We start from the raw sequence: 13,460 nt of genomic DNA on the forward strand, positions 1-13,460 counted from the left end.
CACCGTGGAACGCTCCGAAACGTCGCGGATCCCCGCCACTCTCCCACCGTAGCCACGCGGCTCGCGTGCCCCCGCCCCGGAGGACGAACTGATGACATCTCCAAGACTCCAACGACTACGGCTGTTCCGGCGCCAGGCCTCGGTACTTTCCCTGGCCGCCGTCATCGCCCTGACCGGACTCACCCTCGCCGCCGGCCCAGGCCAAGCGTCCACCGACGTGAACCGGCCCGGAACCACGATCCCCACCGGATCCGGCCCCACCGGGCCCTCACCGGCGAGCGACGATCCGACCCACGTGACCGACGCCAAGTTGCCGGCCAGCGAACGCAAGCCACTTCCCGCCTCGAAGCGGGAACTACGCCGTGACTACGACCTCCCCGACCAGGCACTCGCCGAACCACGGCCTTCGATGCGAACCACCAGGACCACCAAAGCCACAGCGGCGGCCTGCAACATCGCGGACTTCACCAGCCGGACCGGCCGCGCTCTGGTCGACCACATCAAGGCATCGACCACGGACTGCGTGAACTCCCTGTTCGCCCTCACCGGGTCGGACGCGCGCGCCGCCTTCCGCGAGGCCCAGATGGTCAGCGTCGCCAACGGCCTGCGGGACAACGGCGCCGGCTACCCGGGCAACAACTCGACCAGTACCGCGCAACTGACGTTGTACCTGCGAGCCGGGTACTACGTGCAGTGGTACGACCCCGCCACGGTCGGCACCTACGGCCCAGCGTTGCGTACTGCGATCCAGTCCGGCCTCGACAGCTTCTTCGCCAACGCCCGCGCCTTCGAGGTCAGCGACGCCAACGGAGAGACCCTCTCCGAGGCGATCACCCTGATCGACAGCTCGGCCCAGAACGCCCGCTACCTCTCGGTCGTCAAGCGAATGCTGACCAGCTACGACAACTCGTACAACACGTCCTGGTGGATGGTGAACGCGGTCAACAACGTCTACACCGTGTTGTTCCGCGGTCACCAGGTGCCGGAGTTCGTCTCGGCGGTGCAACGCGATCCGAGTGTGATCGACACCCTGTACGGTTTCGCCTCCAGTCACAAGGATCTGCTGTCCGGCGACCAGAGCTACCTGACCTCGAACGCCGGTCGCGAGCTCAGCCGGTTCCTGCAGTACTCCGCACTGCAACCGAAGGTGCGGCCGCTCGTCAAGGCCCTCCTGGCGCAGACCTCCCTGACAGGTCCGACCGCGCCGCTGTGGGTCGGCGTCGCCGAGATCACCGACTACTACGACAAGGCCAACTGCGCGTACTACGACCTCTGCAATTTGCAGGCCAGGCTGGCTGCCGAAGTACTGCCGATCAACCACACCTGCAGCTCCACCCTGCGCATCCGGGCCCAGGAGATGACCGCGAGCCAGCTGTCGTCGAGCTGCAGCAGCCTGGCGAACCAGGATGCCTATTTCCACGGCATCGTCGCTGACTCCGGTCCGGTCGCGAACGACCGGAACACCAGCCTGGAGGTGGTGGTCTACAACTCCAGCACCGACTACCAGACCTATGCCGGGGCGATGTGGGGCATCGACACCAACAACGGTGGCATGTACCTGGAAGGAGATCCGTCTGCCACCGGCAACCAGGCTCGGTTCATCGCCTACGAGGCCGAGTGGCTGCGCCCGGCGTTCGCGATCTGGAACCTCAACCACGAGTACACCCACTACCTCGACGGCCGCTTCAACATGTACGGCGACTTCGGCGCGAACGTCTCCACCCCGACCATCTGGTGGATCGAGGGCTTCGCCGAGTACGTGTCGTACTCCTACCGCAACGAGACCTACACCGCCGCGATCACCGAAGCAGCTCGCCGTACCTACGCGCTCAGCACGCTCTTCGGCACCACCTACAGCCACGACACCACCCGCGTCTACCGCTGGGGCTACCTGGCCGTGCGCTACATGCTCCAGTCGCACCGCGGCGACATGACCACCGTCCTCAACCACTACCGATCAGGCAACTGGAACGCCGCCGCGAGCCACCTTCGATCCACGATCGGCAACCGGTACGACGCCGACTGGTACAGCTGGCTGTCCGCCTGCGCGGCCGGCAACTGTGGGAGCGACGGCGGAACGAGCCTGCCGGAGTGCAGCGCGTCCGACCGCCGCGTCCTGGCCAAGAACTGCCAACGCAGCAACAGAGGCGCGACCACCGGCAACTACGACTACCTCTTCATCCAGGTGCCGGCCGGCACAGCCCAGCTGAAGATCACGACCGCCGGCGGGACCGGCAACTGCGACCTGTACTTCAACAAGAGCACCTGGGCCACCACCACCGCCTACAACCAGCGGTCGACCGCTGCCGGCAACACCGAATCGGTCACCGTCACCAACCCGCCCGCGGGCTACAACTACATCAGCCTGTACGGCGCGGCCGCCTGCAGCGGCGTCACCATCAGCACCCGCTACTGATCAACGACCCGGCGAAACTCTTTGCCTGACGTTCATCTTCGTCTGGTGGGCTGCCCCGGTAGCCCACCAGACACTGCGGAGGAATCGTGAGGCGAGTCGCGCCGGGTGTTGCCGCCGTGGTGTTCGCCGGGCTGGCGGCACTGACCGGCTGCGGGAGCGACGCAGGTGCCGCCACGGCCCCGATCAGCGCAAGCGCTCCCGCCGAGTTGCCCGCTGCGGCCCCGGCTGCCACCAGCGGGCTGGCTGGGCTGGCCGCCGTACCGGGAGGGTTCCTGAGGGGCGTTGCCGGTGATCCGACCCAGGCGACCGGACCGTTCACCCGCCAGGCCTTCGTCGACACCTTGTCCGCTGCCCCCGCCAAGGACCTTGCACTGTTGCTGAACGCGGGCTGCAAGGAGGGTTACCAGACCTTCCGGGTCAGCCCCGACCGTCGCAAGCGCGTGACCGTGCAACTCTTCAAGACCGCCTCGAAGCCCAAGGCACTCGACCTGCAGAAGGGTTTCTGGAGCCAGACGGAGCACTCCAAGGCGTTCGCCGTACCGGGTCTGCCCGAAGCCCTCACCGACGCTCGTACCGAGGTTGTCGGCGTCACCGGTCGGATCGAGGCGGTCGCCGAGGCGAGCATCACCGTCGGCACGATGGTTGCCGAGGTCACCGTTACGCAGACCGGCACGCTGGAGAACGCCCCGGTCCCCGACATCCGGTTGGCCACCACGATCCTTCGCCTGCAACAAGCCCGCCTGACCACCAAGTCCGGCTGACGGTCGCGCGAACGCCACCCAGGCTCGGGTGGCTCGCCGTACTCCGCGATCAGGCCGTGATGCGGTCGATCACCAAGGGCGTCGGCGTGTAGGAGTCGGAGATCGCGATGGCGTCGGTCAGCGACTCCAGCGCGCGGTCGAAGCGCGAGGCGTCGTCCGCGTGCAGGGTGAGCAGCGGCTGGCCCTCCGTCACCTGGTCGCCGGGCTTGGCGTGCAGTTCGACTCCCGCGACCGGGGAGACCGGATCCTCCTTGCGGGCCCGGCCGGCGCCGAGACGCCAGGCGGCGACACCGACGGCCAGGGCGTCGAGGGTCGAGAGAACGCCGGACGAGGCGGCCTTCACGACGTGCTGTTCGGGAGCGACCGGAAGCTCGGCATCGGGGTCGCCACCCTGGGCGGAGATCATCCGCCGCCAGGCGTCCATGGCCGTACCGTCGCGAAGCTTCTCGGCCGGATCGATGTCCGTGACGCCGGCCGCGGCCAGCATTTCCACGGCCAGCGCGACAGTCAGTTCGACCACGTCAGCCGGACCGCCACCGGCCAGCACCTCGACGGATTCCCTGACCTCCAAGGCGTTTCCGGCGGTCAGGCCGAGCGGCGTCGACATGTCGGTCAGCAGCGCGACGGTCTTCACCCCGGCATCAGTGCCCAGAGCAACCATCGTCGAGGCCAGCTCGCGCGCGTCGGCCAGGTCCTTCATGAAGGCGCCGGTGCCGACCTTCACGTCCAGCACCAGCGCGCCGGTGCCCTCGGCGATCTTCTTGCTCATGATCGAGCTGGCGATCAACGGGATCGCCTCCACCGTGCCGGTCACGTCCCGCAGCGCGTAGAGCTTCTTGTCGGCCGGCGCGAGGCCGTCACCGGCCGCACAGATCACCGCGCCGACCTCTTCGAGCTGCCGCATCAGCTCGTCGTTCGACAGCGCCGCCCGCCAGCCGGGGATCGACTCGAGCTTGTCCAGCGTCCCGCCGGTGTGGCCGAGGCCGCGCCCCGACAGCTGCGGTACGGCGACCCCGCACGCCGCCACCAAAGGGGCCAACGGCAACGTGATCTTGTCGCCGACGCCACCCGTGGAGTGCTTGTCGGCGGTCGGCCGGGACAGCTCGGCGAAGTCCATCCGCTCACCGGAGGCGATCATCGCCGCGGTCCAGCGAGCGATCTCGCGCCGGTTCATCCCGTTCAGCAGGATCGCCATCGCCAGTGAGGACATCTGCTCGTCGGCGACCGCGCCCTTGGTGTAGGCGTCGATCACCCAGTCGATCTGACCGTCGCTCAGCTCACCCTTGTCCCGCTTGGTGCGGATGACGTCTACCGCGTCGAAGCTCACTCAATCCTCCAGGTTCTCGGGCCCGAACGCCTCGGGCAGCAGCTCGCGCAACGGACGGCTGCCGGTGGCGGACTCGAGCAGCAGGTTCGGGCCGCCGTGCTCGTGCAGCAGTTGCCGGCAGCGGCCGCAGGGCGTCAGCAGTTGCTCGTCGTGATCCACGCAGGTGAAGGCGACCAGCCGGCCACCGCCACTGGCATGCAGCTCGGACACCAGCCCGCACTCCGCACACAACGTCAGCCCGTACGACGCGTTCTCCACGTTGCAGCCGGCCACGATCCGGCCGTCGTCCACCAGTGCTGCCGCGCCTACCGGATATCCGGAGTACGGCGCGTAGGCCCGGCGCATGGCCCGCACGGCGGCTTGCCGCAGTACGGGCCAGTCGATGTCCTGCTCATTCGGTGACGTAGGGCTCACCGTCCGCCTTCGGAGCGCGCACCCGGCCGACCAGACCGGCCACCGCGATGATGGTCGCCAGATAAGGGGCCATCAGCAACAGTTCGCCGGGGATCGGGGTCTGGATGATCTGCAGCTGGGACTGCAACTGGGTGGCGAAGCCGAAGAACAGCGCCGCCACCATCGCGCCGATCGGGTGCCAGCGGCCCATGATCAGGGCGGCCAGCGCGATGAAGCCGTTGCCCGCGGTCATGTCCTTGCTGAACGAACCGGCGTACCCGACGGTGAAGAAGGCGCCGCCGAGGCCGGCCAGCACACCCGCCCACAGCACGGCGGAGTACCGGACCCGCTTGACCTTGATGCCGACCGTGTCGGCCGCCTTCGGGTGCTCGCCGACCGCGCGGACCCGCAGGCCCCAACGGGTCTGGAACAGCACGAAGGTGACCACCGCGACCGCGATGTAGGTCAGGTAGACCAGGACGGTCTGCTGGAACAGGATCGGCCCGAAGAACGGGATGTCGGCCAGCAACGGGATCTTCACCGCCGCCAGCACGTCGGGCGTGTTCAGGTTCGCGGCGTCGGCCTGCAGGAACTGGTCGAACAGGTAGCCGGTGATGCCGGAGGCGAAGACCACCAGCACGACACCGAGGACCACCTGGTTCACCAGGTACTTGATCGAGAACACGGCCAGCAGCGAGGCCATCAGCACGCCCGTCAGAGCCGCGGCGATCAGCGCCGCCACCGCGCTGCCCGTGGTGCTGGCGACGACCGCCGCCGTGAACGCGCCGACCAGGAACTGGCCCTCGATCGCGATGTTGATGACTCCCGCTCGCTCACACAGGACGCCGGCCAGCGCGCCGAGGATCAGCGGAGTGGCGAAGTTCAGCGTGCCCTGGAACTGGTTGGCCAGCGGGAAGACCTTGCCCGCCGCCGCCCAGCACAGAAAGGCGCCGATGAAGCAGACACCCAGCACCGCGGCCAGCCAGCCCGCGTACTTCTGCGGCACCCGGCGCAGCACGTAGGCGACGGCAGCCACCAGTCCGAGCGCGCCCAGCAGAATGGCGACCGGCTGGGCCGGTACGCCGACCAGGTTGTTCTCCAGGTCGCCGGAGACCAGCTGGAAGGTCGCCTTGCCACCGTTGGTGGCGATCGCCAGGGCCAGCCCGATCAGCGCGAAGACCACCATCAGGCCACCGACGCGCAGCCGGCGGGTCCGCTCGGCCGGGCCCTCGATCGCCACCGGTGCCGATGCACCGGCCGGAGTCGGCGGAGTATCCGCGGTCTTGGTCGACTCGCTCATCCGTTCCAGCCTTTCGCGAGGACGGCACCGGTACCGCGGTCCTTCGGCAGGAAGCGGAAGACCGAGCGCACCAGGGCGGGGGCGGCCACGAACAGCACGATCACGGCCTGCAGCACGGTGGTCAGCGTCAGCGGTGTCTGGGTCTGCAACTGCATCTGCAGGCCACCCGCGTTCAGGGCGCCGAAGAGCAGACCGGCCAGCACGGTGCCGAGCGGCGTACCGCGGCCGAGCAGCGCGACGGTGATCGAGTCGAACCCGACCTCCGCGGCGACGCCGTCGGTCAGCGGCAGATCGGTGCCGAGCACTTGCTGGGAACCCGCCAGGCCGGCCAGCGCGCCGGCCACCAGCATCGCGATGAAGTACGCGCGGCCGACCGACATTCCGGCGGTCCGGGACGCGTCGGCGTTGGCGCCCACGGCCCGCAGCTCGAAGCCGACGGTCGAGCGGTTCAGCAGCCACCAGACGAAGACGGCAGCGGCCAGGGCGAGGAAGAAGCCGATGTGCAACCGGGTGCTGCCGAACTGCGGGTACTGCGCGTTCGCGTCCACGATCGGGCTGATCGGGTCCTCGCGACCGGGCCGCTTGAAGGTTGTTGTCGTCAGCAACCACTGCAGCAGGTAGATGGCGACGTAGTTCAGCATGATCGTGACGATCACCTCGTGCGCGCCGGTGCGGGCCTTCAGCAATCCGGCGATACCGCCCCACAGCGCGCCACCGAGCAGGCCGGCCAGGACCGCGACGATCAGGTGCAGGCCGGGCGGCAGGTGCCAGGCGAAGCCGACCCAGGCGGCCAGGATTGCGCCGATGATCAGCTGGCCCTGGGCGCCGATGTTGAACAGCCCGGTCCGGAACGCCAGCGACACGGCCAGGCCGCCGCAGATCAGCGGCGTCGCCGCGGTCAGCGACTCGGTGATCGGGGTGATGCCGCCGACCGCGCCGGTGGCCAGCGCCTGGTACGCGTTGCCGACCGCGCTGAACGCGGCCGAGAAGGTGTCACCCGGCGCGGCGCCGAAGTACGAGACCGCGGCCTTCACTTGGTCGTCACCGATGATGATCAGGACGGCGCCGACCAGCAACGCCAGCACGATCGCGCTCAGCGACACCAGGCCCTGGACCGCCCAGCTGGGCAGGCCGGACCGCTTCGGTGCACCCGCCGGGGCCGGGGCGGCCGGCGGCTCGGCCGGCACGGTGGTGGTTTCGTTGCTCATCTAGATGGTTCCCAACGTGGTCGGGTTCTCGATCGCGACTTCGTGCGCCTCGGTCCGGGAGGCGCCGGCCATCATCAGCCCGAGCTCGTCGCGGGGGGTGTCGGACGCGACGATGCCGACCACCTTGCCGCGGTACATCACCGCGACCCGGTCGGACAGCGCGGCGATCTCGTCCAGTTCGGTGGAGACGATCAGTACGGCGGTGCCCTGGTCGCGCTCCTCGACGATCCGGGTGTGCAGGAACTCGATCGAGCCGACGTCGACTCCGCGGGTGGGCTGCGAGGCGACCAGCAGCTTCAGCGGCCGGGACAGCTCACGGGCCAGCACCACCTTCTGCTGGTTACCGCCCGACAGCGAGGAGACCGCCTGGTCGGCGCCCTGGGTGCGGATGTCGAACTCCTCGATCCGGGCGGCCGCGTTCCGGTCGATCTCGTCGGTCTTCAGCCTCAGCCCGTTGCCGAACGGTGCCTGCCGGAACAGGTCGAGCACCAGGTTCTCGGCGACGCTGAACGGGCCGACGAAACCGTCGTGGCCGCGGTCCTCGGGGACGTACCCGATACCGGCGTCGAGCCGCTGCCGGGTGGAGACCCCGGTCAGGTCCTGCCCGGCCAGCGAGATCCGGCCGGCCGCGATCGGGGTCAGCCCGAGCAGCGCCTCGGCCAGCTCGGTCTGCCCGTTGCCCTGGACCCCGGCCACGGCCAGGATCTCGCCCGCGCGGACCTCCAGGTCGACCCCGTCGACGGCGGTGAACCCACGCTCGTCGATCACGGTCAGGCCCTCGATCCGCAGTACTGCCTCGCCGGGCCGGGCGGGGGTCTTGTCGACCACCAGGTCGACGGCCCGGCCGACCATCAGCTCGGCCAGCTCCTCTTCGGTGGCCGACGGCTCGGCGGTGCCGACCACCTTGCCGCGGCGGATCACGGTGATCCTGTCCGCGATCGCCTTGACCTCTTTGAGTTTGTGGGTGATGAAGACGATCGAGGTGCCGTTCTCCTTGAGCTGGCGCATCACCGCGATCAGCTCGTCGATCTCGGCCGGGGTGAGCACCGCGGTCGGCTCGTCCAGGATCAGCACCCGGGCGTCGTTGGTGAGCGCCTTGATGATCTCCACCCGCTGCTGGACGCCGACCGGGATGTTCTCGACCAGCGCCTCGGGGTCGACCTCGAAGCCGTACCGCTCGGACAGCTCGGTGACCAGCCGGTTCGCCTTCTTGCGGTCCAGCACGCCGCCGGGGTGGGTGTTCTCCCGGCCGAGCATGATGTTCTCCGCGACGGTGAAGACCGGCACCAGCATGAAGTGCTGGTGCACCATCCCGATCCCGTGCCGGATCGCGTCGTTCGGCGAGGTGATCGCGACCTTCTCGCCGTCGATCAGGATCTCGCCGGAGTCGGGCTGCAACAGCCCGTAGAGCATGTTCATCAGGGTCGACTTGCCGGCCCCGTTCTCACCGAGCAGGCAGTGGATCTCCCCCGGCTCGATCGCCAGGTCGATGTGGTCGTTGGCGACCAGGGAGCCGAAACTCTTGGTCAGCCCCGAGAGCTCTAGATGCATGCGGGCATGCCCCCTTCGTGGACATCAGCCTTCAGACGGCGAGCCAGGAAGCGCGGCCCCCGTGAGGAGGCCGTTCTTCCTGGCTCGCACCGTACTACGCGACTCAGCGGTGGTTCAGGAGGCCTTCGGCTGCGCCTTGGACTCGAGCACGATCTTGCCGCCGATGATGTCGGCCTTCAGCTGGTCCAGCTCGGTCTTCAGCTCGGCCGGCACCTTGGAGTCGAACTCGTGAAACGGGGCCAGCCCGGTGCCACCGTTCTCCAGCGTGCCGATGAACTGCTTGTTGTCGAACTTGTTGTCGACCACCGAGGTGACCGCGTCCTGGACGGCGACGTCCATGCCCTTCTTGACGCTGGTGATCAGCACCGAGCAGTACTCCGCGGCGCTGACGCAGCCGTCGGTGTCGACCCAGATCGCGTTCACCTTGCCGGCGCTGGCCTTGGCCGCCTGCAGGCCGCCCAGACCGGCCGGACCGGCGACCGGGAAGATGATGTCGGCGCCCTGGGTGATCAGGTTCTGGCCGGTGTTCTGGCCCTTCGCCTTGTCCTCGAAGCTGCCGGTGAACAGGCCCTCCTGCTTGGCGTCGTCCCAGCCGAGCACCGTCACGTTCTTCGACTTCTGCTTGTTGTAGTAGCGCACGCCCTCGGCGAAACCGTCCATGAAGATGGTCACCGGCGGGATCTTGATGCCACCGAAGGTGCCGACCTTGCCGCTCTTGGACATCGCGGCGGCCAGGTAGCCGGCCTGGAAGCTGGACTGGGCGGTGTTGAAGCCCAGCGGCTTGACGTTCTCGATCGGCTTGGCCGGGGCCGAGTCGACGATCGCGAACTTGATCCCCGGGTTGGCGGTGGCCGCCTTGTCGGTGGCGTCCTCCAGCTTGAAGCCGACGGCGATGATCACCTTGCAGCCGGCGGAGACCATCGCGGTCATGTTGGTCGGGTAGTCGTTGTCCGACTTCGACTCGGCCTTCTGCTCGGTCAGGCCCTTGGCCTTGACGGCGGCCGAGAAGCCCTCGTACGACGTCTGGTTGAACGACTTGTCGTCGAACCCACCCGAGTCGGAGACCATGCAGGCCTTGAAGTCCTTGTTGGCGCCCCCACCGGCAGCGTCCTCTACCGGCTTGCTGCCACAAGCAGCGACGGCGAGCGTCACTACGCTCACGATCGCCAGTCCCCGCACGTACTTCTTCACCGGACGTCTCCTTTGTCGAACAAGTTAGTCACCGGCACGCCTTCCCAGGTGCCGCATCCGCAGACTATAGGTGCGACTCCGCCCATCTTTGAACGGCGCAAGAGCCTCGATACCGGAAAGTGACCGGCACGAGAGGCATTGCAACGAAACATCTGCCGACCGCCCTCCGACGGTCACACAGCGTGATCGCCGACCGGTTCCGGCTCTGCCGGGGAATAACACCAGAGCTATGGCTGGTTCTGTCGGCATGCCCACCGAACTGATCATCTACAGCGGCACCGGCCCGGACGCCGACCCGTGGCACCCCTTGCCGCAAACCAGCGCGCGGCTGGCCGGTGAGCTGCGCGACTTCGGTCCCGTCCACAGCGTCGGCAGCCCGGACGAACTCGCCGCCCGGCTGGACGATGCCGCCGTCCTGGTCGTCAACGCCAGCGCGAACCGGACCGGCCCGTCCCCCGCGGATCAGCAGTTCGGCCGGCTGTTGGACGGCTTCCTGGCGCGCGGCGGCGGCGTACTCGCTATCCACAGCTCGACCATCGCCTTCCCCGGCCTGCAGACCTGGCACCAGACGGTCGGCGCAATCTGGGAACACGGCAAAACCTTCCACCCGCCGCTGGACCGCACGCTGGTGCACCGCACGGAGGTCGAGCACCCGATCGCGGCGGGCCTGGGCGACTTCTGGGTCGAGGACGAGCGCTACTCCGGCCTGGCCTTCGTCGACGACCTTGTGATCGAGCCGCTGTACGTGCACGAACATGAAGGCGTCACCCACCCGTTGGTCTGGGCCCGCGAGCACGGCGGCGGCCGCGTGGTTTACAGCGCCCTCGGCCACGACGAACGCTCGTACGAGTCCCCCGAACACGCCGAGCTGCTGCGCCGGAGTACCGAGTGGTTGCGGACGGGGATCGTCCGCGAACAGTCCTAACCTGGGCCGATGATCGCCTGGTACGACGCTCCGTCCCTGACCGCAAGCGCGGCGCTGGCCGCCCGCATCGCCGAACTGACGGATGGCAAATCCTTGCCCGAACTGGACCTCCGCCCCACCGGTGTCCGGGTGCGAATCGATGAGGCCGACCTTGCTGCCGCTGTCGAGGCGGCCGCCGGCGAGCTCGGGATGACCGCGGATCCGGCCGCGCCGCAGGTGGTTCGGTTGAGCTTCGATGCCGTTGACACGCCGGCCGTGCGGTCGTTCTGGCAAGGGGCACTCGGGTACGAGGCAGCCGGTGACGGGCTGGTGGACCCACTGCGCCGGGAGCCCGCGATCTCGTTCCATCCGCAGGAACCCCCGCGGCTGCTGCGCAACCGGATCCACGTCGACATCGTCCGGGTCGCGGAGGCGGTGGAGGCGTTCAGGACAAGCTTCGGCCAGCACCCGTACGGCGCCTACGGACTCACCCTCAAAGATGCCGAGGGCAACGAGATGGACCTGGTCCCGGGCGGCACCTGGCCGGAGCAGCCGGCCACCGACGACTGGCGCCTGCTGTTCAGCGCGATGACCTTCTACCCGACCACCTCGTCGCAGCAGACCGTCGAGCTGGCCGGGACAGTGGCCGCCCTCGCCGATGCCGCGGGCCGGCCGTTGCTGATCGACCTCCGCCCCGACGGTGTGACGATCGACACCGGCAAAGACCAATGGGAGAACGACGAAACCGCCTTCGCCGCCCTGGCCGCCGAGATCCAGACCGCGGCCCGCGAGCTCGGGCTGATCGCGGATCCGGCCCGGCTGCGGTTCGTCCAGTTCGCCTTCGACGCAGTCGACATCCCCGCGGTCCGGGCGTTCTGGCTGTCCGTGCTGGGCTACCAGCGCGATCCGCGCGACTTCCTGACCGACATCTACGACCCGCGACGGCTGACGCCGGTGATCATGTTCCAGCAACTGGATCCCGAAGACCCTCGACGGCAGCAGCGCGACCGCGTTCACCTCGACCTCTTCGTGCCGGCGGACCAGGTCCGGGCCCGCCTCGCCACCGGCGTCGAGGCCGGTGGGACGTTGCTCGCCGACGGCCACACACTGGCCGACCCGGAAGGCAACGAGGTCGGCATCCTCACCCTGGATGGCTGAATTCGCGCCGGTGGGGATATGCAATCATCCGGTAATGACGACTTCGCACAGTCTGCTGCTGGCCGACGTGAAGGCCCGGGTCGACGAGGGGCGGAACGAGGCGGTCGCCGTACGGCGTGATCTGCACGCTCACCCGGAGCTCGGCTGGCACGAGGTCCGGACGACGGAACTGCTGATGCGGCGACTCACCGAAGCCGGTCTCTCACCGCGCGTGCTGCCGACCGGGACCGGGCTGATCTGCGACATCGGATCAGGCGACCTGTGCGTGGCGTTGCGGGCCGACATCGACGCGTTGCCGGTACCGGACGCGGTGGATGCGCCTTGGCGGTCGACGATCGACGGGGCGGCGCACGCTTGCGGGCACGACGTACACACTGCTGCTCTGCTCGGCGCCGGCATCGTGCTGGCCGGGATGGCCCGTGACGGGCTGCTCGATCGCCGGGTGCGGCTGATCTTCCAGCCGGCCGAGGAGGTCATGCCGGGCGGCGCGCTCGGCGTGATCGCGGCCGGCGGCCTCGAAACGGTGCACCGGATCTACGGACTGCACTGCGACCCCCGGCTCGAGGTCGGGCAGGTCGGACTGCGAAACGGCGCGCTGACCGCCGCCGCCGACCGAATTCTGGTCCGGCTGACCGGACCGGGCGGGCACACCTCCCGCCCGCACCTCACCGGCGATCTCGTCTATGCCCTCGCGACCCTCGTCACCGAACTTCCGGCCGCGTTGTCGCGCCGGGTCGATCCTCGCTCCGGGATGTCGCTGGTCTGGGGCCGGATCACGTCGGGGTCCGCGGCCAACGCGATTCCTGCCCGGGGCGAGGCGGAGGGCACGCTGCGCTGCCTCGACGTCAACGCCTGGCGCCTCGCGGCCGAGTTGATCCCCACCCTGGCCGAGCAGCTCGTCGCGCCGTACGGCGTCCAGGTGGACACCGAGGTGACGCACGGGGTGCCGCCGGTGATGAACGACGGCGCCGCGATCGACGTGTTCCGGACGGCGGTCGAGCAGACGATGGGCGCGGGCGCGATCGCGCAGACCGACCAGAGCCTCGGCGGCGAGGACTTCGCCTGGTACCTCGAACACGTCCCCGGCGCGATGGCCCGCCTCGGCGTCCGCCCGGCCGGGGTCGAGACCGCCGCCGACCTGCACACGCCGGGCTTCAACCCTTCGGAAGAAGCCATCGCGCTCGGCACCGGAGTACTGACCGCCGCGGCGCTGCTGGATTAGAGCGGTAGGCGACACAACAACTTGAAGAT

Annotated in this window: 11 protein-coding genes; 5 read left to right on the forward strand and 6 right to left on the reverse strand. The window is 68.8% G+C overall.

Annotated features, from left to right (window positions below; all coding sequences use genetic code 11):
* Positions 1 to 91 precede the first annotated feature (91 nt).
* Complete coding sequence (locus OX958_RS29695) at positions 92 to 2,416, forward strand: M9 family metallopeptidase (protein WP_270133306.1); 2,325 nt, start codon at positions 92 to 94, stop codon at positions 2,414 to 2,416.
* An 86-nt stretch (positions 2,417 to 2,502) separates the two neighbouring features.
* Entirely contained in the window at positions 2,503 to 3,177 is a 675-nt protein-coding gene (locus tag OX958_RS29700; RefSeq protein WP_270133307.1) for a hypothetical protein, read from the forward strand.
* Between the two features lie 49 nt (positions 3,178 to 3,226).
* Here OX958_RS29700 and OX958_RS29705 read toward each other — a convergent pair whose 3' ends face one another.
* The 6 genes from OX958_RS29705 to OX958_RS29730 form a co-directional block, all read right to left on the reverse strand.
* Positions 3,227 to 4,504 carry a thymidine phosphorylase gene (locus OX958_RS29705; RefSeq protein ID WP_270133308.1) on the reverse strand — a complete coding sequence of 426 codons (1,278 nt, stop codon included), beginning with the start codon at positions 4,502 to 4,504 and terminating at the stop codon, positions 3,227 to 3,229.
* Positions 4,505 to 4,849, reverse strand: a complete 345-nt coding sequence (locus OX958_RS29710) for a cytidine deaminase (protein WP_270139171.1) — start codon at positions 4,847 to 4,849, stop codon at positions 4,505 to 4,507.
* Between the two features lie 46 nt (positions 4,850 to 4,895).
* Entirely contained in the window at positions 4,896 to 6,197 is a 1,302-nt protein-coding gene (locus OX958_RS29715; RefSeq protein ID WP_270133309.1) for an ABC transporter permease, read from the reverse strand.
* Positions 6,194 to 7,405: an ABC transporter permease gene (locus OX958_RS29720; RefSeq protein ID WP_270133310.1), complete on the reverse strand. Its 1,212-nt coding sequence runs from the start codon at positions 7,403 to 7,405 to the stop codon at positions 6,194 to 6,196. Before OX958_RS29720 ends, OX958_RS29715 begins: the two co-directional genes overlap by 4 nt.
* The gene (locus OX958_RS29725; RefSeq protein ID WP_270133312.1) at positions 7,406 to 8,956 is read right to left on the reverse strand and encodes an ABC transporter ATP-binding protein; all 1,551 of its coding nucleotides are present in this window, start codon (positions 8,954 to 8,956) and stop codon (positions 7,406 to 7,408) included. It abuts the gene before it with no gap.
* A gap of 114 nt (positions 8,957 to 9,070) precedes the next feature.
* Positions 9,071 to 10,147 (reverse strand): BMP family lipoprotein, encoded by a 1,077-nt coding sequence (locus OX958_RS29730; protein ID WP_270133314.1) that lies wholly within the window; start codon positions 10,145 to 10,147, stop codon positions 9,071 to 9,073.
* A gap of 229 nt (positions 10,148 to 10,376) precedes the next feature.
* On the opposite strand from OX958_RS29730, the gene OX958_RS29735 reads away from it, so the two are divergent.
* The 3 genes from OX958_RS29735 to OX958_RS29745 are packed head-to-tail and all read left to right on the forward strand — an operon-like array spanning position 10,377 to position 13,431.
* Positions 10,377 to 11,072, forward strand: a complete 696-nt coding sequence (locus tag OX958_RS29735; RefSeq protein WP_270133316.1) for a ThuA domain-containing protein — start codon at positions 10,377 to 10,379, stop codon at positions 11,070 to 11,072.
* 9 nt (positions 11,073 to 11,081) lie between these two features.
* Entirely contained in the window at positions 11,082 to 12,209 is a 1,128-nt protein-coding gene (locus OX958_RS29740; RefSeq protein ID WP_270133318.1) for a VOC family protein, read from the forward strand.
* A gap of 34 nt (positions 12,210 to 12,243) precedes the next feature.
* A complete protein-coding gene (locus tag OX958_RS29745; protein WP_270133319.1) occupies positions 12,244 to 13,431 on the forward strand; it encodes an amidohydrolase in 1,188 nt (395 codons plus the stop codon).
* Positions 13,432 to 13,460: the final 29 nt, after the last annotated feature.

Source organism: Kribbella sp. CA-293567, assembly GCF_027627575.1.
Classification (GTDB): domain Bacteria; phylum Actinomycetota; class Actinomycetes; order Propionibacteriales; family Kribbellaceae; genus Kribbella.

Coding starts and splice junctions, on each gene's coding strand:
- OX958_RS29695 (WP_270133306.1), top strand. CDS start 92: ATGACATCTCCAAGACTCCAACGACTACGGCTGTTCCGGCGCCAGGCC.
- OX958_RS29710 (WP_270139171.1), bottom strand. CDS start 4,849: ATGCGCCGGGCCTACGCGCCGTACTCCGGATATCCGGTAGGCGCGGCA.
- OX958_RS29715 (WP_270133309.1), bottom strand. CDS start 6,197: ATGAGCGAGTCGACCAAGACCGCGGATACTCCGCCGACTCCGGCCGGT.
- OX958_RS29720 (WP_270133310.1), bottom strand. CDS start 7,405: ATGAGCAACGAAACCACCACCGTGCCGGCCGAGCCGCCGGCCGCCCCG.
- OX958_RS29725 (WP_270133312.1), bottom strand. CDS start 8,956: ATGCATCTAGAGCTCTCGGGGCTGACCAAGAGTTTCGGCTCCCTGGTC.
- OX958_RS29735 (WP_270133316.1), top strand. CDS start 10,377: ATGGCTGGTTCTGTCGGCATGCCCACCGAACTGATCATCTACAGCGGC.
- OX958_RS29740 (WP_270133318.1), top strand. CDS start 11,082: ATGATCGCCTGGTACGACGCTCCGTCCCTGACCGCAAGCGCGGCGCTG.
- OX958_RS29745 (WP_270133319.1), top strand. CDS start 12,244: ATGACGACTTCGCACAGTCTGCTGCTGGCCGACGTGAAGGCCCGGGTC.